Origin of the sequence: Xenorhabdus santafensis (genome assembly GCF_033949405.1) — a bacterium.
GTDB lineage: Bacteria > Pseudomonadota > Gammaproteobacteria > Enterobacterales > Enterobacteriaceae > Xenorhabdus > Xenorhabdus santafensis.
This window is the reverse complement of the sequence record NZ_VCDN01000031.1, coordinates 120833-142826: the sequence shown is the minus strand read 5'-3', so window position 1 is coordinate 142826 and position 21994 is coordinate 120833. Positions and strand designations below refer to the sequence as shown.

At 40.8% G+C, this 21994-nt stretch carries 19 protein-coding genes; 8 read left to right on the top strand and 11 right to left on the bottom strand.

What is annotated here, in order from left to right; all coding sequences use genetic code 11:
* Positions 1 to 128 precede the first annotated feature (128 nt).
* A complete protein-coding gene (locus FE392_RS09295; protein WP_319929947.1) occupies positions 129 to 1124 on the bottom strand; it encodes a LysR family transcriptional regulator in 996 nt (331 codons plus the stop codon).
* Between the two features lie 94 nt (positions 1125 to 1218).
* Between FE392_RS09295 and FE392_RS09290 the strand changes: the two genes are divergently transcribed.
* Positions 1219 to 1854, top strand: coding sequence for an alanyl-tRNA editing protein (locus FE392_RS09290; protein ID WP_319929946.1), 636 nt, complete (start codon positions 1219 to 1221; stop codon positions 1852 to 1854).
* Positions 1855 to 2025: 171 nt separating this feature from the next.
* Here FE392_RS09290 and FE392_RS09285 read toward each other — a convergent pair whose 3' ends face one another.
* Complete coding sequence (locus FE392_RS09285) at positions 2026 to 2925, bottom strand: LysR substrate-binding domain-containing protein (RefSeq protein WP_319929945.1); 900 nt, start codon at positions 2923 to 2925, stop codon at positions 2026 to 2028.
* A 118-nt stretch (positions 2926 to 3043) separates the two neighbouring features.
* On the opposite strand from FE392_RS09285, the gene FE392_RS09280 reads away from it, so the two are divergent.
* The 3 genes from FE392_RS09280 to FE392_RS09270 all read left to right on the top strand — a co-directional run bounded on the left by FE392_RS09280 (position 3044) and on the right by FE392_RS09270 (position 6014).
* A complete protein-coding gene (locus FE392_RS09280) occupies positions 3044 to 4219 on the top strand; it encodes an MFS transporter (protein WP_319929944.1) in 1176 nt (391 codons plus the stop codon).
* Between the two features lie 297 nt (positions 4220 to 4516).
* Complete coding sequence (locus FE392_RS09275) at positions 4517 to 5191, top strand: GNAT family N-acetyltransferase (RefSeq protein ID WP_319929943.1); 675 nt, start codon at positions 4517 to 4519, stop codon at positions 5189 to 5191.
* Positions 5192 to 5351: 160 nt separating this feature from the next.
* On the top strand, positions 5352 to 6014 hold the full coding sequence (locus FE392_RS09270) for a hypothetical protein (protein WP_319929942.1): 663 nt from the start codon (positions 5352 to 5354) through the stop codon (positions 6012 to 6014).
* 79 nt (positions 6015 to 6093) lie between these two features.
* Here the strand turns inward: FE392_RS09270 and ispH are convergent, their stop codons facing one another.
* The 5 genes from ispH to ribF all read right to left on the bottom strand — a co-directional run bounded on the left by ispH (position 6094) and on the right by ribF (position 12197).
* The gene (gene ispH / locus FE392_RS09265) at positions 6094 to 7047 is read right to left on the bottom strand and encodes a 4-hydroxy-3-methylbut-2-enyl diphosphate reductase (RefSeq protein WP_319929941.1); all 954 of its coding nucleotides are present in this window, start codon (positions 7045 to 7047) and stop codon (positions 6094 to 6096) included.
* Positions 7028 to 7498 (bottom strand): FKBP-type peptidyl-prolyl cis-trans isomerase, encoded by a 471-nt coding sequence (gene fkpB, locus FE392_RS09260; RefSeq protein WP_319929940.1) that lies wholly within the window; start codon positions 7496 to 7498, stop codon positions 7028 to 7030. The genes ispH and fkpB overlap by 20 nt, the downstream gene beginning before the upstream one ends.
* A gap of 310 nt (positions 7499 to 7808) precedes the next feature.
* A complete protein-coding gene (gene lspA / locus FE392_RS09255) occupies positions 7809 to 8330 on the bottom strand; it encodes a signal peptidase II (protein WP_319929939.1) in 522 nt (173 codons plus the stop codon).
* The gene (gene ileS, locus FE392_RS09250) at positions 8330 to 11143 is read right to left on the bottom strand and encodes an isoleucine--tRNA ligase (RefSeq protein ID WP_319929938.1); all 2814 of its coding nucleotides are present in this window, start codon (positions 11141 to 11143) and stop codon (positions 8330 to 8332) included. The genes lspA and ileS overlap by 1 nt, the downstream gene beginning before the upstream one ends.
* Before the next feature lie 109 nt (positions 11144 to 11252).
* Positions 11253 to 12197: a bifunctional riboflavin kinase/FAD synthetase gene (gene ribF, locus FE392_RS09245; protein ID WP_319929937.1), complete on the bottom strand. Its 945-nt coding sequence runs from the start codon at positions 12195 to 12197 to the stop codon at positions 11253 to 11255.
* A 349-nt stretch (positions 12198 to 12546) separates the two neighbouring features.
* Between ribF and rpsT the strand changes: the two genes are divergently transcribed.
* Complete coding sequence (gene rpsT, locus FE392_RS09240) at positions 12547 to 12807, top strand: 30S ribosomal protein S20 (RefSeq protein WP_319929936.1); 261 nt, start codon at positions 12547 to 12549, stop codon at positions 12805 to 12807.
* Positions 12808 to 12978: 171 nt separating this feature from the next.
* Here rpsT and nhaR read toward each other — a convergent pair whose 3' ends face one another.
* Together nhaR and nhaA are read right to left on the bottom strand one after the other, a co-directional pair.
* Positions 12979 to 13905 (bottom strand): transcriptional activator NhaR, encoded by a 927-nt coding sequence (gene nhaR / locus FE392_RS09235; protein ID WP_092513127.1) that lies wholly within the window; start codon positions 13903 to 13905, stop codon positions 12979 to 12981.
* Positions 13906 to 14117: 212 nt separating this feature from the next.
* A complete protein-coding gene (nhaA, locus tag FE392_RS09230) occupies positions 14118 to 15287 on the bottom strand; it encodes a Na+/H+ antiporter NhaA (RefSeq protein WP_319929935.1) in 1170 nt (389 codons plus the stop codon).
* A gap of 213 nt (positions 15288 to 15500) precedes the next feature.
* Here nhaA and FE392_RS09225 point away from each other — a divergent pair, with 213 nt between their 5' ends.
* From FE392_RS09225 to FE392_RS09215, 3 genes are all read left to right on the top strand, one after another.
* Positions 15501 to 16346, top strand: a complete 846-nt coding sequence (locus tag FE392_RS09225; protein ID WP_319929934.1) for a DMT family transporter — start codon at positions 15501 to 15503, stop codon at positions 16344 to 16346.
* A gap of 756 nt (positions 16347 to 17102) precedes the next feature.
* Complete coding sequence (locus FE392_RS09220; RefSeq protein ID WP_319929933.1) at positions 17103 to 18071, top strand: filamentous hemagglutinin N-terminal domain-containing protein; 969 nt, start codon at positions 17103 to 17105, stop codon at positions 18069 to 18071.
* Positions 18072 to 18191: 120 nt separating this feature from the next.
* On the top strand, positions 18192 to 19898 hold the full coding sequence (locus FE392_RS09215; RefSeq protein ID WP_319929932.1) for a ShlB/FhaC/HecB family hemolysin secretion/activation protein: 1707 nt from the start codon (positions 18192 to 18194) through the stop codon (positions 19896 to 19898).
* Positions 19899 to 20260: 362 nt separating this feature from the next.
* On the opposite strand, the gene FE392_RS09210 is transcribed toward FE392_RS09215, so the two are convergent.
* On the bottom strand, positions 20261 to 21073 hold the full coding sequence (locus FE392_RS09210) for a hypothetical protein (RefSeq protein WP_319929931.1): 813 nt from the start codon (positions 21071 to 21073) through the stop codon (positions 20261 to 20263).
* Between the two features lie 123 nt (positions 21074 to 21196).
* Complete coding sequence (locus tag FE392_RS09205) at positions 21197 to 21940, bottom strand: hypothetical protein (protein ID WP_319929930.1); 744 nt, start codon at positions 21938 to 21940, stop codon at positions 21197 to 21199.
* Between the last annotated feature and the right edge of the window lie 54 nt (positions 21941 to 21994).

Below are 21994 nucleotides of genomic sequence, written 5' to 3'. Positions count from 1 at the left end.
AGTTGAGGTAACAAAGGAAATTGTTTTACAGCTTAACTGTCAGGGAATGGCTGCGCCAGAGTTATAGCCAGACAATTAGAAAAACAGGGATCAGCCCGGCAGTTATAAAAAATACTAACTGGCGGGTTTTATTTGATGGTCTTTCCTGCCTCAGGCAATTCGTAAGGCTGAACGGTGATATGGCGTTTATCTGCACTTTTGTCCAAAATAATTTCTTGGCGAAGGCGTTCGGCCAGAAATTCTATGAATACACGAAGTTTTGGAGGTAGATGCCGCGTTGGTGGATAAAGTATCCAAAGTTCGCCGGAATAGTTGGCTTTAAAGTTCCAATCAGGTAACACTTGCACTAACTGCCCTTGTTGTAAAGCATGTTTGGCGGTGAAGTAAGGCAAGCTGCCAATGCCAATATGTTGTAGCACGGCATCGAGCCTGACTCCTGTATGATTGGCAGCATAGCGGCCATGAACATTGACGGTGGCCATTTTGCTGCCTTGGGTAAATCTCCAGCGTGAATCACCCGGCTCTTCTCCAAGATAGATACAGCTATGAGTTCTCAGATCATTTGGATGTTGTGGCGTGCCATGTTTCGCAAGGTACTCAGGTGTTGCACATAACATATGCCAAATATTCAGTAGTCGGCGCCCCATAAGGCCAGAAGGAGGCTGATTGGTAATTCGTATCGCGAGATCAACCTGATCGTCGATTAAATCGACATACCGATCATCAAGCCGTAAGTTCACATCGACTTCAGGGTAGCGATCAAGAAAATTCGGTATATGAGGATGAACCACAAAACGCCCGATTGCTTTAGGAACGCTGACTCGGATTAATCCTTGCGGCTCAGGGTTAAAATTCCCTGATATCGTCATGACTTCTTGAGCTGCGTGCAACATCTCCAGGCAATGTGCATAAACTTTTTCCCCGCCTTCACTTAAACGTAGTTTACGTGTTGTTCTCTGCAAGAGACGAATGCCAAGGGCTTTTTCCAGTCTGGCAACAGAACGGCTAATGGCGGAAGGTGTCGCTGCAAGCTGGCGTGCGGTTTCAGAAAAACTTCCTGTCTCAACGACTTTTGCGAAAATAGCCATTTCCCGCATTAAATTTATCGTGTTATTTGTGCCCATAAATCAAAAGTTATTTGAGTTTTCGATGGATTATCACAATTGATCTTATTTAATACAATCAGAGAGAATTTGTGAATACCTGAGAAGATTAATTATGTCTGAACGCCTTTATTTATCTCACTCTGTATTAACAGCAGAAGTTGAAATTCTGGATTGTATTTTATGTGATGATGGACGTTATGCAGTCCAATTAAAAACAACGCCATTTCATCCCCAAGGGGGAGGGCAACCCAGTGATATTGGTTGGTTGAATGATGTGGAGGTGATTCATGTCACGTTGGAAAATGACAGAATAATCCATTACATCGGACATCCAGTAAATACAGGCATTGCGTTTGCCCGCGTTGATGAAAAACGTCGCCGATTACATTCACAGTTGCATTCTGCGGGGCACCTCATTGCTCATATTGTTGAATATTTTGGTTGGAAACCCATTAAGGCACATCATTGGCCTGAAGAGTGCAAAGTTACTTTTAAAGCAGGATCTGATGCACAGAGCTTCTCAATTGAAGCGCTTCAACAAAAATGCGATCAATTCATCTGTGACGATTTATCGTGCCAAATTATTATGCACAACGATGGGTATAGGGAAATAGGATTTGGTGAATTCAGGCCTTATCCCTGTGGTGGAACACATGTGTCATCATTAGGCAAAATTAACGGCTTGAAAGTGCTCTCTATACAAGAAAAGAAAGGAAAATTATCGGTGAAATATGATGTAGTAAACTGATTGCCTTCGTAAATTTATTTTTCTAATTTTTAATATTCAACGGCAATGAATGCGTTGGGTGTTATTTATATCCGTCGTCTTTCAAATGGCTTCTTTGTTGGTTAAAGTTATCTGGAAAAACCGTTATCCAGAAGAGCGGTTTTTCCATCAGGCTAAAATTCAACATTATGATTATGGGCGGATAATTCGCGGGCTGTGCTGTTTAATAAAATCGATAAAGCATTGTAATCGAGGAGAGATTGCTTGATTACGATAATAAACCGCATTGATAGATTGCTTATGAGCATAGGTTGCTCCTGTTAGGATCTGCCTGAATTCACCGCTTTCCAGCATGTCATGCGTCATAAAATCGGACAGGCAAGCAATGCCCACCCCTTTCCGTACAAGGTTGCACTGGATTTCGCCACTGCTGGTTGCAATTGTTGGTGTGATTTTGATGCCTTTTTTCTCTCCCTGATACAACGGCCATACATTCAGTGATTCTGGTGATGTAAAACCCAATAAACAGTGTTGTTGCAACTCCTCTACGGTTTTGGGTTCGCCAAAGCGTTGCAAATAAGTCGGACTTGCCAATATGCGTAACTGGCTATAACCCAACAGAGTGGCATGTAAGGATGAATCAGCCAGAGGCCCGACGCGGAACGCCACATCAGTTCGTTTTTCAAGTAAGTTGGTTATACCTTCATAATTGGTCAACTCTAAGGCGATTTGCGGGTAAAGTTCATGAAACTGTGCGATAAGCGGATTGATGACATGCAGAAGAAATGGTGTGGAAGCATCTACCCGCAATGTGCCGGAAGGAACAGTCTGGCGGGTAAACAGTAAGCCTTCAGCTTCTTGTGTGAGTTTGACGATTTCTCGCGCTTTTTGCAAAAAAGCCGCACCTTCTTCGCTGAGTTTCATCCGACGGGTTGTGCGATAGAGCAAAGTGCTTTCCACTTTCTCTTCCAGTCGCGCAAGGGTGCGGCTGGTTGCCGAAATCGTAGAGTTAAGCCACCTTGCCGCTCCTGTGATAGAACCACTATCAACTACCGCAATAAAAACCTGCATTTCTTCAAGAGTGATTTTCATTTTTGCATTTTTATCAAATGTTTTTTGCTAATTATTAGCCATTTCTGACAAAAGAGATATGGCAGGATCCGCCAAATTCAATAAATGCACAAAATTACTTAATAGATGGAGAGTTTTCATGCGTTCAAATACCGCATTGTTATCATTGGCAGTAGGTGCTTTCGCCATTGGTGCCACGGAATATTCACCGATGGGAATGCTGCCGGATATAGCTTCAGACCTGTCTGTTTCTATTCCTACCGCGGGTACATTGGTGATGACATATGCACTGGGCGTGATGCTGGGAGCACCCTTCATGACGTTATTACTGATTAAACGTTCGCCCAAAACCGCGTTGATTTTCCTGATGAGCCTTTTTACTGTGGGAAATATACTTTCAGGAGTGGCAACCGATTTTACTTTCTTAATAATTGCGCGCTTTATTACCAGCCTGAATCATGGTGCATTTTTCGGTATCGGCGCTTTGGTTGCCATGCGAGTGGTTGAAAAAGGTAAAGAAGCCAGTGCGATTGCCAGCATGTTTATGGGGCTGACCATTGCCAATATTTGCGGCGTGCCGTTTATTACTTGGTTATCACAGGTGGTTGGCTGGCGTGAGGCGTTTTTGCTGATCAGCACATTAGGTATTCTCACCATGGTGGCATTGCTGCGGACGCTTCCCAATAATATGGAAGGGCAGCCTTTGAATCTGAAAAAAGAGTTGCAGGTCTTATCAAGGCCCAAGGTGCTGGTTGCAATGTTGTGTACAATTGTTGGCGCCAGCGCAATGTTCACTCTTTATACATATATCGCTCCGTTTATGGTAGCTATTGCACATATTTCACCTGCACAAATCAGTATCATGTTGGTATTGGTAGGGATTGGATTCACATTCGGCAATTATCTTGGCGGTATCATGGCGAACCGTTCCATCCTTATGACACTTTTTGGTCTTTTTACCTTGTTGACTATCAGCATGATCTTGATTCCACTGATCGGCACTAACAGTACCAGCGGAGGCATCATGTTAGTGGTATGGGGCATTGCCAGCTTCGGAATCGTTCCCCCATTACAGTTAAAAGTGATGCAGGTTGCTTCTGAAGCTCAGGCATTGGCTTCATCTATTAATATTGGGGCGTTTAATCTGGGGAATGCCATTGGGGCAGGAGTAGGAGGCAGTGTGCTTTCTCTGGGGTTTGGCTATCCAGCCATTAGTTATGTTGGTGGAATTATTGCACTATCCGGCCTGATATTGCTGATAATCACAGCTGAAAAAAGAGTGCCAGTGAATGAAGCCTACCAAAAAGATATATGATAGGTAAAACGCGTTGATTTAGCATAATTTGTTGAAATACCCTCGTAGTTTTTTAGTGCTCCTTTGTTGGCTGCACTTGCTCGCCCCGGTATTTATTTTTATAAAGATACAGTTATCTATTTTTCCGGGGCGTTATCTTTCTGTCATTGAAATAATCCTTAATTAAGGATTATTCATGTTTTATAAACACCAATTATTTTAATGGAATTATTAAAATTGCATTTTAACAATATTAAAATAAAAATAATTTAAGACTCATAGACCTAAATTTTATATTATTTTTTAAATGGGGTGTGCATGATGTTTAGATCAAATTCTTTTAATAAAAACCATCCGTCAGGCTTTAAAAATTTATCCAGAACTACCTCTATGCCTAATATAAAAATAAACGTATCTGATATCAGAATGTCTTTAGTCGTAAAGGAGGTTGATGCAAGTGAGGCAAGGAGCGCTATTAATATGATAATGAACGAAACAATGCTCCAAAAAGATTGGGAATATTCAATTTATTCTGAGACGTTTGATGAACTCCAATTAGATTGGAATGATAGGTACAGTGCTTCATCTAAAATTTTTTCAGATATAGAGAATTGCGCTAAACTTTGCACTGAATCAATACAAGGAACAGAAAACGAATGCTTGTTCATTTTAGCTTATTTTCAGGGTAGGCCTGTAGGCGCTTTACAACTTAAATTGAAATATGAGCAAGGATGGTCTGAAGTTGCTTTCTTAGCTACCCATTGTGGTCTTCGAAGCTCAGGCTATTTATTAATAGAGTTTTCAATAAACAAAACCTTACAATTAGGAAGGAGTGGTAAGCTAAAACTAGTGTCAAAGTATGGAGCGAGATCCGCTTATACCAAGATGGGATTTGAGACAGGAGGCAATGAAACCTATTATTTTCTTGATCCCGCTAAGAGAAGTGATAAATGGAGGTTTATTAATGGTTGTTATAAATATATAGGATGCTAGGCTAACGTACTGAGATAACGATATGCCATTTATCGGTTGACGAATAGGTTAACTAATTACAATCATTAGTACTCATACTTAAATGATTAAATGTTACTTGCATGAAAAACCATTCGCGTAATGAACCCTGTGATTTATTTTTTTAATTGGAAGTTTTATAATGTTCAGATCAAACTCTTTTAATATTAATCGTTCTTCATTATCAGGTTCTTTATCTCGTTCTAAATCCGTTTCAGATATAGGTTCAGAATCACTTGATCACAGAGTTTTTATAAAAATTAAGGAGGTTAATGCTGAGGAGTTTAGTAGTAGATTAGATTTTATATTGTTAACGTCGATGAAAGATCCGGAGTGGTATTGTGAGAAAGGGCCAGTGCCATTAGATCCTGAACAAAATAGATGGAATAATGGATATGAGCGTGCTCATGGTGGGTTTAGGACTATGGATTTAAATTTATCTTATGGAAACTATGAAGAAGAGTCACAATTCTTTGTTGTTTATTACAAAATTTATCCTGTAGGAGCAGCACAGTGTACGCCTAAAAAGGATAATGCACCTTCCTTACTTAATGTAGATCAATTTTCATTTCATCTTGGTATAGAGAATTGTGAGTGTATGCTTATGGAACATTTGGTAAACCACTCGCAAGAGTTAGGCTTGGGTGGAAGGCTAAAAGATTCTCCATTACCTGATACGATTCCGTTCTATTATCGAATGGGATTTACTCCATTAGATTTTAATGCAAAATTTATGTATCTAGACCCTGCTACAAGCCCACAATGGTACTTTAAAGACGGTAAGTATAAGTATTGTGGGAGGTAAATAAAATGATTTATTGGATACCCATTCTAGAAATCCTCGGCTTTTTCTAGCAAAAAGCCGAGCTGGAATTTTGCCTGAATTAATTAACTTCTTTTACTTCAACCCGCAGTTCTTTAGGCACTTCGAAAACAATATTTTCTTCGCGGCCATGCAGTTCGTTGACTGTTTCTGCGCCAAAGGCTTTCAGACGTTCAATAACTTGTTGCACCAGAATATCAGGTGCGGATGCTCCCGCAGTAACGCCGATGGCACTGATGCCGGTGATCCACTCTTCTTTGATATCGTCAGCGGAGTCAATCAAATAAGCGGGCTTCCCGACGCGTTGTGCAAGTTCTGCCAAGCGATTTGAGTTTGACGAGTTTTTGGAACCGACGACTAAAACAACATCTGCCCCTGATGCTAAATCACGAACCGCTTCCTGACGGTTAGTCGTGGCATAGCAGATATCATCTTTGCGTGGGCCAACAATGTTGGGGAATCTCGCATTAAGCGCATCAATCACTTCTGAAGTATCATCAACAGAAAGGGTGGTTTGTGTCATAAAGCAAAGGTTATCTTCATCCTTCACTTGCAGTTTCCACACATCATCTGGTGATTCCACCAAATACATGCCACCTTCAGGGTTATTGTATTGGCCCATCGTGCCTTCCACTTCGGGGTGGCCGGCATGACCGATAAGAATGGCTTCTTTACCTTTGCGGCTTGCTCGCGCAACTTCCATATGGACTTTAGTGACCAATGGGCACGTCGCATCAAACAGCATGGTTAAATTACGGGAGCGGGCTTCTGCACGAATGGCTTGTGAGACACCGTGGGCAGAGAAGATAAGGATAGCACCATCCGGCACTTCTGATATTTCTTCAATGAAAATTGCGCCACGTTCTCTCAAATTATCAACGACATAACGATTGTGTACGACTTCATGGCGAACATAAATGGGAGCGCCATATAATTCTAATGCACGTTCTACGATGCTGATGGCTCGATCAACACCAGCACAGAAACCACGAGGGTTAGCCAGCAATATTTGCATGGGTTTCCTCCAACTGAGGGTCAATTTCCAACACTTCAATATCAAAAGTGATGTTTTGTTCAGCCAGTGGATGGTTAAAATCAACAGTGATAGAGCCTTCAGCGACTTCCTTGACCAGCCCTGGCATTTCACTGCCGTTCATGGCTGTAAATAACATGATAGTTCCGACTTCTGGCGTACCGGCATCAGCAAAATCACGGGGAGTGAAGTATTGCACCAAATCGGGGTTATATTGACCGAAAATAGCTTCTCCCGCCAGCGTGAATTGATGTTTATCGCCGACTTTCAATCCAAGAAGCTGCTGTTCTAGTGGGGTAGAGAGGCTGCCATCACCAAGGCGGAATAATGCGGGCTTGCCTTGACTGTAAGTCGAATCCGCTGTTGAGCCATCATCCAGCTTTAATGTGAAGTGTAATAAAACAGCACTGTGCGCTTGCACCTGCATTGACATGTTGCTCAGACCTTTTGCTTAAAAAATGATTGCAAGTATACCCTTCGTTTTTCAAATTGCCTCTTTGTTGGCTGCACTCATTCACCCTAGTCACCTTTTTATAAACATACGGTTATCTATGTTCCCGGGGATAAATGAAAGGCTTCAGCCTTTTGATCTTTGGCTGGGCAAATTCGTTCCCGACGAATTTGTCATTCCTTAGCCGCCGCGATGCAACTTGAAATCCATTGGGTATATATCGCTATACGGTATGCAATTATCAGCCCCAGTTTTGTTAACCGGGGCTGGTTTATTATCATTCTTTGAAAGACTATTTCTGTGAATGACTTGTTTTCGATACTGCTTTTTTGTCGTCCGGGCTGATGAAGCTCTCGATGATAATGAGAGCCGCTCCGATGCAAATCGCTGAATCTGCGATATTAAAGGTTGGCCAATGCCAATCTCCGACATAAAAGTCGATGAAATCAACGACAAAGCCATGTACCAGCCGATCAAACAAATTCCCCAATGCTCCACCAATCACTAAAGCATAGGCGATGTTACTGAGTTTTTGCTTGGCGCTTGAACGATACATCATTACCAACAAGACGATAGTGATAGTTAGTGCTACCAATGCAAAAAACCAGCGTTGCCAACCGCCTTTATCAGCCAGAAAGCTGAAGGCAGCTCCCAAGTTTTGGGCATAAGTCAGGTTGAAATAAGGTATCAACGGGATGGATTCGTACAGCGTGAAATGTTGCAACACGAAATACTTGCTGCCCAAATCCAATATCAATACTACGACAACCAGCCAAAGCCAGCGAAGTCCAGTGGAGCAAATGGCTTTATTCATCAGGCAAATTTACGCTCTTCACCGTTACCGGCAACGTTAGTTACACAGCGGCCGCAAAGTTCTGCATGTTCCGCCACCAAACCCACATCTGTGGCATAGTGCCAGCAACGCGGGCATTTCTCTCCGTCCGCTTTGCGGAAGGTAACTTTCAAGCCTGCAAGTTCGCTTTGTTGTGCATCAGCACCCGCAGAGGCAAAAGCCGCAACGTCTGTCTGGGAGGTCAGCAGGACAAAACGCAATTCATCGGATAGTTTGTTCAGTTTTTCCGCCAGCGCTTCATCTGCATAAAGCGTGACTGCGGCTTCCAGTGAACTGCGGATATGTTTATCAGCACGCGCCTGTTCCAGGACTTTATTAACTTCACCTCGTACAGCCAGCAAGTCTGCCCAGAAAGTATCGTTCATATCTTCGTCATCTGCCAGACCAAACAGCCCTTCATACCACTCTTCGGTAAAGACATATTGAGCACGTTCACCCGGCAATTCATTCCAGATCTCGTCTGCGGTGAACGACAGAATTGGCGCCATCCAGCGAACCAGTGCTTCCGCGATATGGAATAACGCAGTCTGGCAGCTACGACGGGCAAGGCTGTCACCTTTAGCAGTGTATTGGCGATCCTTGATGATATCCAGATAGAAAGAACCCATTTCCACGGAGCAGAATTGCATCAAGCGCTGAACCACGGAGTGGAAATCATATTCGTCATAGAATTTGAGGATATCGGCTTGAGCAGCTTGTGCGCGGCCTACTGCCCAACGATCCAGAACGACCATATCTTCAGCTTTGACCATGTGCAGCTCTGGGTTAAAGCCATTCAGGTTGGCCAGCAGGAAACGAGAGGTATTGCGGATGCGGCGGTAAGCATCAGCGGAACGTTTCAGGATCTCGTCAGAAACAGCGATTTCACCGCTGTAGTCAGTGGAAGCAACCCATAAACGCAGAATATCCGCGCCCAATTTGTTCATGACATCTTGTGGGCTGACGGTGTTGCCGATGGACTTGGACATTTTACGACCTTGTTCATCAACGGTGAAACCATGCGTCAGCACTTGGCGATAAGGCGCTTTGCCTTTAATGGCGGTAGACAGCATCAGTGAAGACATGAACCAGCCACGGTGCTGGTCAGAACCTTCCATATAGATATCGGCAGAATTGCCGTGGAATTCCGGACGGATGTCAACAACGGAAGAATGGGTGCTTCCTGAATCAAACCAGACATCCAGTGTATCCTGCGCTTTGATATAGTCAGCGGCTTCATCACCCAGCAATTCGGCTGTGTCCAGATCCCACCATGCCTGAATGCCGTCGATTTCAACGCGCTTGGCGACTTCTTCGATCAGTTCAACAGTACGCGGATGCGGTTCTTGAGTCTCTTTATGGATAAACAGAGACATTGGTACGCCCCATGTACGCTGACGGGAAATACACCAATCCGGACGGTTTTCTACCATGGATTCGATACGTGCCTGTCCCCAGCCCGGTATCCACTGAACGTCTTTGATTTCTTTCAGAGACTGTTTACGCAGACCATTTTTATCCATGCTGATAAACCATTGAGGTGTTGCACGGAAGATGATGGGTTTTTTGTGGCGCCAGCAGCAAGGGTAGCTGTGCTGGATTTTGTGCAGGCTCAGCAATGCGCCTTTTTCTTTCAGCAGCTCAACGATGATATCGTTCGCCTTGAAGACAAATTGACCATCCAATGACGGATAAGTACCGGAAATGTAGCAGCCATTCGGGCCAACTGGGTTCGCTATCTCAAGGCCGTATTTCAGACTGATGGAGTAGTCGTCAGGGCCGTGGCCACCAGCGGTATGAACCGCACCAGTACCCGCTTCAAGCGTAACGTGATCACCAAGGATGGCTGGAACGTCGAAATCCATGAATGGATGTTTGAAACGCATCATTTCCAGTGCCGAGCCAGTACAGTCTTTGACAACTTGCCATGACGTGATGCCTGCGCGTTGCATAACCTGCTCGACCAGCTCAGCCGCCAGAATCAGGCACTCATTATCCACTTTGACCAGTTGGTAGGTGATTTCTGCACCCAGTGAAATTGCGCGGTTGGCAGGCAATGTCCACGGTGTGGTAGTCCAGATAACCAAAGATACTGGCAGCCCTTGGGGTTGCACACCAAATTTAGCATACACAGCGTCAGCATCAACGGCAGGGAAACTCACATCAATGGAAGGGGAGGTTCTGTCGTAGTATTCCACTTCCGCTTCGGCAAGGGAGGAGCCACAATCAGTACACCAATGAACAGGTTTCACGCCTTTCAGCAGATGACCATTATCGATGATGCGCCCCAGGGCACGAATGATATTGGCTTCTGTTTTGAAATCCATCGTCAGATAAGGTTTATCCCAATCGCCCAGTACACCCAGACGTTTGAAATCTGCTTTCTGTGCTTCAACCTGGGTTAAGGCATATTTGCGGCACTCAGCACGGAATTCAGCGGCGGAAAATTTCTCTCCCGGCTTGCCGATAATTTGCTCAACCTTAAGCTCAATAGGCAGACCGTGGCAGTCCCAACCGGGAATATAAGGCGAATCAAAGCCTGATAACCCTTTGGACTTAACAACGATATCTTTGAGAATTTTATTAACTGAGTGACCAATATGAATATCGCCGTTTGCATAAGGAGGGCCATCATGCAAAATAAACGTTTTCTTGCCAGATTTTGCTTTTCTGATTGCTTGATACAAACCTTCTTTGTACCAACGTTTCAACATATCTGGTTCGCGCTTGGCTAAATCCCCGCGCATGGGGAACCCTGTTTCCGGTAAATTCAGGGTGTCTTTATAGTCACTCATTATAGGTTCTCAGTTCCAATTTTCCGCTTTATCCTTCGTTCTTCATGTTGTGCCTGCTGGTTGGATTTATTCACTTACCGTTGCGCTACAACTTGAAAACTATTGGATATTAGATACATGACTCGGATTGCTGCAAAAGGTAATCCCTTGCGGCAACCACATCATTTGCGATTTGCTGTTTAAGTGCATCAAGCGAAGCAAACCGTTGTTCATCACGCAATTTTTTGCGTAGTTCCACATTAATATGACGCCCATACAAATCCATTTGGGTATCAATCAAATGCACTTCGAGTTGCTGGCCTTGGCCGGCAACTGTAGGGCGGTTGCCTATGTTCGCAACGCCCGGCAAAGGTTTATCGCCCAGTCCATGGACTTCGACAGCGTAGACGCCTTTAACTGGCGCAACTAAGCGTTTCAACGGTAAATTGGCGGTGGGAAAACCGATGGTACGCCCCAATTGATTACCGTGAACGACTCTGCCACTAATGCTATAGGGATGCCCCAATAATGTTTCTGCCAACGCCAGATCATCTTCTTGCAATGCTTGGCGAATGGCGGTGCTGCTGATCCGAAGACCACTATCACGAAAGCTGTCTGTGCTGGCGACATCAAAGTTGTATTGCTGACCTGCTTGTTGCAAAAACTGGAAATCCCCGAGGCGATTTTGGCCAAAGCGAAAATCATCCCCGACTGTCAGAAATTTAACACCCAGTTTTTTCACGAGCAACTGAGAAACAAAGGCTCCGGGTGAGTTGGATGCAAAATGTTTGTCAAATTTCACGCACAACAGATAATCAACACCGTTTTGGGCTAGATATTTTATTTTATCTCTCAGCCTTGTCAGACGGGCTGGTGCTTTATCTGCCGCAAAAACTTCCAGAGGCTGCGGTTCGAAAATCATAACCATTGTCGGTAACCCGAGACGCTGCCCTTCTTGCTTCAAGTGTTTTAATAACGCCTGGTGCCCGCGATGGACACCATCAAAATTACCAATCGTCAGCACGCAACCATGGTGACGCGACCGAATATTGTGTATACCGCGAATTAGCTCCATAGCTGGCTCAATACTGTGGAAATTGTCGGATTATACCTTGTACAACGCACAAGGTTAACCCACTATCACAAAGGGTTTTAATTAATAACCTGATTCATACAATAAAAATAGGCCAGATGCCCGAAAAATCTTTAATTTATTCCATTTCTCTGAGATTCATTCTGTTTTTTTATTGCGAAAGACTGTATTCCCTTTCAGTAAGCTGATAAAATCCCGCCCCATCACAACGTAAGCAGCGTCGAAGTACAACGACGCTTATTTGCACAAATCCATTGACAAAAGAAGGCTGAACAGGCATATTCCTCGGCCTTTGAATTGTCCTCGATAGAATATATTTGGGAGTTGGACCTTGGCTAATATCAAATCAGCTAAGAAACGCGCCGTACAGTCTGAGAAACGCCGTCAGCACAATGCAAGCCGTCGTTCTATGGTGCGTACTTTTATCAAGAAAGTCTACGTAGCTATCGCTGCAGGCGATAAAGAAGCTGCACAGAACGCATTCAATGACATGCAACCAATTGTTGATCGTCACGCCTGTAAGGGTCTGATCCACAAAAACAAAGCAGCACGTCATAAATCTGCTCTGGCAGCGCAAATCAAAGCAATGTAATTATTGTTTTGGTATGCTAAAAAAAACCGGCTTTATGCCGGTTTTTTTGTACCTGCTGTTTTGGCAGGTTAAGTTTTAATATACGCCCTATAGAATTTAAGTTGCATCAAAGTGGCAGGGGAGTGAACCCCGGCCGCATCGGCAACGATGTGGCCTGACGGGGATACAACCTTAACGGAATTTCTCAGGATGGCTTTTCGATGGCGAGTTAAATAAATCAGAGAAATCTTTGTTGCATACTCGCTGCACTGCCGGATGCTGGATCATGCGTTCAGCAAAAATGACATAATACTCTTCTTGTACGCTATCCAATCGACCTATCTCAACAATATCGCTATCGGCGAAAATATCATTAGCATAAAAGGAAGGCGCGATAAAAATGGCATTGTGGTACATGCCAAATGCTTTCATCAATGCTGCATCGTCAAATTCGCCCAATACTTCAACTTGCAGATTTTTATTGCGGATCCAAGTTAACAGCTTCCGGCCCAGCATGGAACGACGCCCCGGTATCAGTAAACGGCGCTCTTCCAAACATTCGGGAAACGGTTTTTCCGGAATTGGCTGGCGACAGTAAAAACTGATTTTACACTCGCCCAATTTGACGGAAAACAAGCCTTCCTGCTGGGAAGAATCCACCGGACAGTCTGACAGGATCATATCCAGCTTATGTTGGCTGAGTTGCTCAAGCAGCATTTCATGCGTTGATTCAAAGCAGCGCAGATGAATTTTTTCATGTTCTACAACGGCGGTTTCTAACACTTTGCTGACTAAACGCTTGGAAAGGGCATCCGCAACACCGACATCAAACAATAAATTCGACTCCCGACTGTAAGTAACAATATCCAGCATTTCCTGGCTGAGAGTAAACATTTTGTCTGCGTAACGGAAAATCAGTTGCCCTAACTCAGAAGGCACCAAGCCCCTTCCTTGGCGTTTGAACAATTTACCACCCAGACGTTCTTCCAGTGCTTTGATCTGCCCGGTAATTGTCTGTGGCGTCAGGTAAAGTGCTTCTGCTGCACCGACAACAGAGCCTTCCTTGCAAACATGCCAAAAATAATAAAGGTGGTTAAAGTTTAAATGTGAAACCCGCATATTTTTATCCTTGTCCTGCCACATATCTTTATGAAAATAGACGTGACGGTATATTTCAGGCCGCCAAGTTGTGGCGTTCTCCTATTTTTTATTGAGATAAAATTTCGCGGCACAGCAGTTATGAATGTTGTGCCGCGAATACTAATGAGATGAGTTAATTCGGAAATTACTTATTAATTTGTACTTAAATTAATCGATTAATTAGCGTTTGGCTACGTTTTTCTCTTCGGTAATAGTATGTTTAATAATCCATAGCCGACGATGGCGGCCGTTGTTGAACCGATTAATATACCCAAGCGGGAATAGGTTCCAAAGGCGTCATTTAGGCCTTCAAACGCCAAACCAGAAATAAAAATAGACATGGTAAAACCGATCCCACAGAGAACGGAAACGGCGAAGATTTGTGTCATGCCAATTTTTTCCGGTAATTTGGCGATCCCCAGTTTTACCGAAACCCAACTAAACAGGAAAATGCCCAGCGGTTTGCCAATAAACAGGCCAAGTGCAATGCCTACCGGCAGCATGCCTGTTAAGCCATCCATTGTGACACCCTGCAATGAAACCCCTGCATTAGCGAAAGCAAATAAGGGCAGAATCACATATGCGACCCACGGGTGAAGCTCATGTTCTAACGTTTCAGAAGGCGAATTTCCTTTTTTGTCACGCAAAGGGATCAGAAATCCAACGATAACGCCGGCCAATGTGGCATGAACCCCGGATTTTAAAATACAAACCCACAAAACGGCACCAATAACCAGATAAGCGGATGTTTTAGTGATGCCCTTCCAGTTCATCCAAGCCAAAATTGCGATCATGGCGGCGGCGAGAGCAAGTGCTCCCAAAGAAACCGTTTTGGTATAGAACAAGGCGATAATGATGATGACACCCAGATCATCAATGATTGCCAGTGCAAGCAGAAATACTTTTAACGCAGTAGGAACACGTTTCCCCAACAAAGCCATGATCCCAAGCGCAAAGGCGATATCTGTTGCTGCGGGAATTGCCCAGCCTTGCCTTGCGATATCATCGCTGCCATTAAACAATAAATAGACCAACGCAGGGGCCAACATTCCCCCCAGTGCTGCAATGGCCGGAAAAACGGCTTTGTCGCGGCCGGCAAGTGAGCCTTCCATTAGCTCACGTTTCACTTCCAGTCCGACAATCAGGAAAAATACAGCCATCAGGCCGTCATTGATCCATAGCAGTAATGGTTTATTGATTTCCAATGTTGCGAACTGTACTGCAACAGGAATATTGAGAAATTGATGGTAAATACCATGCAATGGCGTATTCGCCATAACCAAGGCAATAATGGCTGCAATGATGAGAAGAATTCCACCTGCTGCCTCTAACTTCAAAAATTGGCGAATAATTGCAGTCATAAATAGATAACCTATGAGATTGTTCGATTTGCTAATGTTATGACAATTATGATATCGGAAAAAGTAGGTTATATGTGCTATTTTTGTCGCTATTTTCGAATTGTTTCCATTTGCAATTAATGCTTCTTTCAAGTGAAAGAGTTTGATCAATAACCTAAAATCATAGAAGATTCGTTCATTATCTGTTTGCTACTGATGTGAGTAAAATATCCTGTGACAACCTTAATTTTCTTATCCGTTCTCGGTGCCGCTCTGTTACATGCGAGTTGGAATGCATTAGTAAAAATTAGTGCAGATCGTTTTTTAGGTATTTCTATTCTCGTCTTCTTTGCCGGCATAATTTCAACATTCGGATTATTTTGGGTTGGATTTCCGGCTCTTTCTACTCTGCCGTGGCTCATATTATCCGCTGCTTTGCATACAGGTTATTGCTTATTTTTAAGCCGCTCTTATGCGACAGGAGATTTAAGTCAGGTTTACCCTATTGCCAGAGGGTGTGCGCCATTAATTACTGCCTTACTGAGTTGGCTGATTTTGCAGGAAGTGTTGTCGCCCTTTGCGCTTCTGGGAGTCGGTTTAATTATAGTGGGGGTCATGTTAATTGCATTTCCGCAAGGGAAAAAAAGCCTTCGACTGGATCGAAAAACATTATTGGCTGCACTGACAACTTCCGTATTTACTGCCTGTTATACCCTGTCTGACGGCGCTGGCTCCCGCGTCAGCGATAATGCATTAACCTATATTTTTTGGTTGTTTGCGATTAATGGTTGGGTAATGGGTGTCATTATGTATCTCAAGTATGGAAATATCGCTGGAAAAAGTATTCGCCAATATTGGAAGCCAGGGTTTCTCGGCGGGTTAATGCAATTTTTGAGTTATGGAATTGTCATTTGGGCAATGAGTCATGCACCTATCGTGCTGGTTGCTGCATTGCGAGAAACCAGCGTATTGTTTGCCATGTTATTGTCAGTGGTTATCTTGCGTGAGCCGTTCAGTAAAATGCGATTATTGGCGTGTGTTGTGATTGTCATGGGTATTATTGGGACGAAAATGGGGTAAGCTTCTTCTATATACTTCGTCTTTCAAACGACTTCTTTACTGGTTTGCTGGCTGCGCTCGCTCACCCCGGTCACCGTTTTTATAAACATACGGCTATCTATGCTCCCGGGGGGCTCTTCGCTCTCCTTTGCCTCCGCATGCAATTTTAACTCCATTGCGTATACTGAATAATTAACTTAAATAATTATATTATTTAAATAATAATTACTTTGTTATTTCATAATTTATAACTATCAGGTGATGCTAATTTTATTATGTGAATGTAAGCATATTATTTATTTCTAATAGCATATGATTAATAAACTGAAGATCTCGCATCAAAAGCACAAATAATCCTTATATTTCTCTTTTCTTGAAGGATAATAACGGCTTTTTTAGGTTTAATAGTCATATAACGTGAAAGAGTTAAAAACATCACTATTTTTGCTATGCATCACAAATTAAACTTATGTATATACATTTACTAATTCGGGTGTGATAGAACTTAATAAGTTAGCTAAATTTATTTATTAAAAAATATAAATAAATATAAGAATGATATAATTTCAAATTAAAATTAATAAAATAAAAGGCTGAAGGAGGATAAATATGTTTGCTTCTAGGTCAACTATATCCAAATTATTATTTGGATATGACTGATTATTTAATGCTGTTATTACTGGAATTGTTAATTTAAAAATTAATTTTCAGTTAGTTATAACTGAAAAAGGCCCATGTGAATAATTAAATGTCATTTAACCCAAAGGTATTTAATTCATGAAAAAAATCAACAAAACTAAATTTTTGTCAAAAACGATATTAGGTTGCTTAATCTCTTTTACAAGCATGTCTTCATCTTTTGCAAACCCAATAATACCCGATGACGGGAATACACAAGTCAACCAAATTAACAATGTGCCGGTTGTTAACATAGCTAATCCTGATGAGCATGGACGTTCCTATAACAACTATAAAGAATTTAATATAGGGTCGCAAGGAGCAGTTTTAAATAACTCTCTAAGTGACGTAAATTCTCAACTGGCAGGTCAGTTAGATAAGAATGCTAATTTAACTAAAGCGGCTCGTGTTATTATCAATGATGTTGTTGGGAGCAATGAATCTCAGATTTTAGGGGCATTAGAAGTAGCCGGAGAGAAAGCTAGCGTAATTATATCTAACCAAAACGGTATTATCGCTAACGGTGCCAGATTTACTAATATGGACAGTATCAGTCTGCATACAGGTATACCTGCCAGATGGGTAGATGGGTCTAGTTATTATTTTGTAAGAAAAGGTACAATAACTATTGGTGAAAATGGTTTGAATGGAGAGGGAGTAAAGCGTGTTACTCTTAAATCCAGATTTTTAGATATAAATGGCAAAATAAATGGCGATTATATTTTCCTTCGTACCGGTGCGAATAAAGCAGATGATGATAAATCTCGTCCTGCAATAGATACAAAAGAATTAGGTGGTGTATATGGTAATCAGATATTTATAAAATCTAGCGAAAGTGGGTTTGGTGTTAATTTAGAGAATATAGAAGGTACTGAGTTTTTAAGGGTGCTCGCTAGCGGCCCGACAAATCTTTCAGGTCCGATTAAAAGTGGTGGTAGGCTTATAATCAGTGCTCCAACTATTAATGAAGCAAGTAATTTAAAACTTGAAACTGGTAGCGGTTCTCCTGACTTAACTCTTGAAGACCCAAATATCTTTGGGCCGCTGTATCCTATATTAGATTTTTAAATATATTATAAACCCACTTGAATTTCAAGTGGGTTTTTCTAGTCTGACTAAAATGTTTTGAATAACTTAACTTAATATAAGTGAAATTGTTACTTAAACTAAAAAATGGACTTGCAAACAATGATTATTAGAAAAAATATAAAATTTTTATTTTATTTAGGTTTGATAGCTTCTTCACAAAGCTTAGCTTTACCTAATATTAATCCATCTAATAACATTGACCCGATAGATCAAGGTGTTCTCAATCAAAAACAAAAAGAACTGTTAGAAGAATCGCAGAAGCAAGAAGATTTTGGTTCAAATCTTAAAGCACCTCAGGCGAAAAGTTCAGTTGTTTTAGAGGGCAATTTACCTTGCAAAATAATTAAAAATATTTCTATTGAGAATGCTGAGCATTATCCAAAAAGTAAGCAGGATTCATTGATTGCTCAAAATATTTCTAAATGTATGACACTTAAAGATATTAAAGCATTAATCGATACTATATCTGCCCATTACATGGAAAAAGGCTATATTACTTCCGCCGCTTTTTTAAAACAACAAGATTTGCCTGATATAGCTAAAGGTAATCTGACTATCACGGTAATTGAAGGAAAGGTTGATAATATAAGTGTCGAAGGTGAAACACCATTGGTGTTAGACATGGTTTTTCCAAATATGAAAGGAAAAATCCTTAATTTAAGGGATATAGAACAAGGATTGGATCAATTAAATCGATTGCCCTCTTATCAAGTTAAGATTGATATTCAACCTTCTGATAAACCAGGGTATTCGGATATTGTCTTAAAAAAAGATTTAGCTAAAATTCCGGTAAGTGCAGATTTAACTTTAGATAATAGTGGGCAAAAAAGAACCGGAGAAACTCAAGCTAGTGTTTTTCTAAGATTAGATAATATGCTTAACTTAGCCGATTCCATGACATTTTATCTTAATAAAGATACGGATTTTAGCAATAGATATAAAAGTTGGTACCTGGCTTCTGGATTAAGTATACCTTACGGCTATTGGTTATTTAATTATCGATATACAAAAAATGAATCAAATCAATATGTTCCTTTAGCTAACTTTAATGAAAAGGAATTACTTTATATAGGTAAGGGACACTCTCACTCTATTTCAGCAAATAGAGTGTTATATAGAGACGGAAAACAAAAGTTAAGCTTGAATACGGGTTTTACATCCCGTAAAACTAAAAGTGTGATAGGGCCTTTCAAATTAGGTAGTAGTTCAGATTTAAGCACCTTAAACGTAGGCTTAGAATATAGTGCAATGTCACTTGGCGGTTACTTCAGATTCAACCCTTCAATGACGAAAGGTTTATCTATATTTGGGGCAACTAAAGATGATAATTTTAAAAATGCGGCTAAAAGTAAGTTTCTTAAATTTAGTGCCAGTTCGAGTTTTTATAAACCTTTAACTAAAGATATTTATTATTTTACCTCTGCTTATGGGCAATACAGCCAGAAAAATCTTTACTCCAGCGAAAGGTTATCAATAGGAGGGTTATATTCAGTCAGGGGGTTTAAGGAGCAAAGAATCATTGGTAACTCTGGATTTTATTGGAGAAATGAACTTAATTGGAAATTAATGACTACGCCAAAATTAGGTGAAATTTCTTTAAATGGCTCAATAGATACAGGATGGCTCAAAGATGAGAAAGCAACTAGAGATGCAGATGGGGGGAGTTTAACCGGAGCATCTTTAGGGTTAAACTTAAGTAATTCTATAAGTAATCATTCTATAGCAGTTGGAAAGCCTTTAAATTATCCTGATTCTCTTAAGCCAGATAATTGGATTGTTTACTGGTCGACTTCGTTTAATTTTTAATGTTTGATCATGACGCTAAAGCGTTATTTTCCATTTTTGCGACAAAACCGAATTTGTACGCAAGTACGGAATAGGTAGGCAGGGTTTCGCTATTATTGCAAAAGTTATAAGAACACGTTTCAACTCAATTATCTTTACAATGGTTATGAATCGGGTTTGAAAAAGACATTTTCCGACATGGTGATGCCGTTAACATGAGAGCAGCATAGTGATTGATTTTTTTATAATGTAGTATCACAGGCTGCTGTATTGTGAAAAAACAACGTATTGTTTGCCATGTTATTGTTAGTGAGAAAATCGGCTAATGAGTCTCCAAGTAATAAATGAGAACTTGGAGACTTTAATTCTCCTAATTTATTTCATTAAGTTGCGTATTCAAAATGTGAATGATTGATAATGACTGTATTATCCGCTTTTATAATGGCCTGATGATTTACCTGCATTGCAGAATTAGACATCATATTAAGTGTATGGCTATACATAGGATAACAGGGATCGCGGTCTGGCGGATATTGTGGTTTATATAATGAAGGGGGAGGTGAATTGCCTAAAGATAGATATTTACCTTGCTTTGCTAAGCTACACATTGTATCTTTCCAATGTGCATCATATTCTTCAGCTAAACAAACAATTTCAGCCCATGGGTCGCATATCCATGCTCCATCCGGTAGTTTATCATATGTCTTGTACAGTGGATTCATGTTCGTATTTTTAAATTGATAATTATGAATACGTGGAGGGAAATAAACCATAACAAAGCAGTGATAAGTTGACGCACGGACTGGAGCAAGAATTTCAATATAAATAGATTGCATGTCATTTTGGGGGGCAGTATTAGAATCATACCTAAAGTATTGAGATAAATTATCTTTGTTTAGTTCTGCCAAATACATTAATACCGAAATAGATAGCTCATTACAATTTCCAACCAAAAAACTATTACGTTTTCTTTCTTCCATTATACAGTTATATTTTTCTCTTGCGTTTCCAAAACAACTTAATTTTTGAGTGAGTTCTGAATAGTTATTTTCTCTAATTTGGCAATTTTCTATGGAATATCTTTTTCTACGCTTTTCTGGTTGAGACTCAAGGTTACCATAAAAAATATTTGAGGTTTTTCCTGGGAAATTTGAATGGGCATATTTAATTGCTAGATATAGTAGATGTTTAATCATTTTCGTATGTCGTGATTGTATCAGAGGAAAAATAAAGATTGTGTTTTTTCATAAAAGCTCATGTTATGAGTTTTTATAATTATTTATATATAAAAAGGGGCTAAACAATGTGATAATTAAACATTAGCTTAATATATTAGTCATTCCATTAGATTTAATTACAGCCATATAACTTACTTTTTTTTGGCTTTTGATGATAGCTTTATAGTTTCTCATGTCTAGTGGCCATGGAAGGTTTTTACTCTGATGTTCCTCATATATTGTGGTTGCTTTTCCTATTGAATTCCACTTATACATTTTATCTCTCCATGCTCTATCATACTGTTCAGATGTACAAACTATGTTGGCCCATGAATCACATATCCAAGATTTATCAGGTAATATAGAGTATTTCTTGCCCAAAAAAGGCTTATCCTGCGTTTGCCCGGGTTGAGTAATAACAACCATGCAATGGTCATAAGGATATTTGAATTTAAGAAAAAGGATATAAATGGGTAATACTATGTCATTTATATCTTTTTTACCATTTTGAGCAAACCATCTTAAAATATAATGAGACTGGGTTTTAGCTAAGTAATTGAAGATTGCAATACTTAACTCACTACAATTTCCTACTAAGTCTCCGTCTTCACAAGAATGAAATTCTAATAAGCAATATTTATATTTTTCAGTGATGTCTCTTATATTTCGTAATCTATCTGAGAATTCATCTTGTCTATTCTCCCTCGCGATTCTACCTGCTGGTGTATATTTTTCTCTTTTATTTGGTGGCAATTGCTCAACATAACGGTAATTTTTATTTGAGGATTTCCCTCGGAATATAATTCGGGAATGTATAATTGCATTTCTTAAAATGTTTTCAATCATAATCCATACCCATTCTGTTATATATAAAAAGAGATATTAAGTACAGTTTGATGC

Excerpts from the sequence above, each read along its gene's own strand:
- FE392_RS09285 (WP_319929945.1), bottom strand. The coding sequence starts at position 2,925 with ATGAAAATCACTCTTGAAGAAATGCAGGTTTTTATTGCGGTAGTTGAT.
- nhaA (WP_319929935.1), bottom strand. The coding sequence starts at position 15,287 with ATGACTGCAATTATTCGCCAATTTTTGAAGTTAGAGGCAGCAGGTGGA.
- FE392_RS09210 (WP_319929931.1), bottom strand. The coding sequence starts at position 21,073 with ATGATTAAACATCTACTATATCTAGCAATTAAATATGCCCATTCAAAT.
- FE392_RS09295 (WP_319929947.1), bottom strand. The coding sequence starts at position 1,124 with ATGGGCACAAATAACACGATAAATTTAATGCGGGAAATGGCTATTTTC.
- FE392_RS09275 (WP_319929943.1), top strand. The coding sequence starts at position 4,517 with ATGATGTTTAGATCAAATTCTTTTAATAAAAACCATCCGTCAGGCTTT.
- FE392_RS09290 (WP_319929946.1), top strand. The coding sequence starts at position 1,219 with ATGTCTGAACGCCTTTATTTATCTCACTCTGTATTAACAGCAGAAGTT.
- fkpB (WP_319929940.1), bottom strand. The coding sequence starts at position 7,498 with ATGTCAATGCAGGTGCAAGCGCACAGTGCTGTTTTATTACACTTCACA.
- FE392_RS09205 (WP_319929930.1), bottom strand. The coding sequence starts at position 21,940 with ATGATTGAAAACATTTTAAGAAATGCAATTATACATTCCCGAATTATA.
- FE392_RS09220 (WP_319929933.1), top strand. The coding sequence starts at position 17,103 with ATGAAAAAAATCAACAAAACTAAATTTTTGTCAAAAACGATATTAGGT.
- ileS (WP_319929938.1), bottom strand. The coding sequence starts at position 11,143 with ATGAGTGACTATAAAGACACCCTGAATTTACCGGAAACAGGGTTCCCC.
- ribF (WP_319929937.1), bottom strand. The coding sequence starts at position 12,197 with ATGGAGCTAATTCGCGGTATACACAATATTCGGTCGCGTCACCATGGT.
- FE392_RS09215 (WP_319929932.1), top strand. The coding sequence starts at position 18,192 with ATGATTATTAGAAAAAATATAAAATTTTTATTTTATTTAGGTTTGATA.
- ispH (WP_319929941.1), bottom strand. The coding sequence starts at position 7,047 with ATGCAAATATTGCTGGCTAACCCTCGTGGTTTCTGTGCTGGTGTTGAT.
- lspA (WP_319929939.1), bottom strand. The coding sequence starts at position 8,330 with ATGAATAAAGCCATTTGCTCCACTGGACTTCGCTGGCTTTGGCTGGTT.
- nhaR (WP_092513127.1), bottom strand. The coding sequence starts at position 13,905 with ATGCGGGTTTCACATTTAAACTTTAACCACCTTTATTATTTTTGGCAT.
- FE392_RS09280 (WP_319929944.1), top strand. The coding sequence starts at position 3,044 with ATGCGTTCAAATACCGCATTGTTATCATTGGCAGTAGGTGCTTTCGCC.
- FE392_RS09270 (WP_319929942.1), top strand. The coding sequence starts at position 5,352 with ATGTTCAGATCAAACTCTTTTAATATTAATCGTTCTTCATTATCAGGT.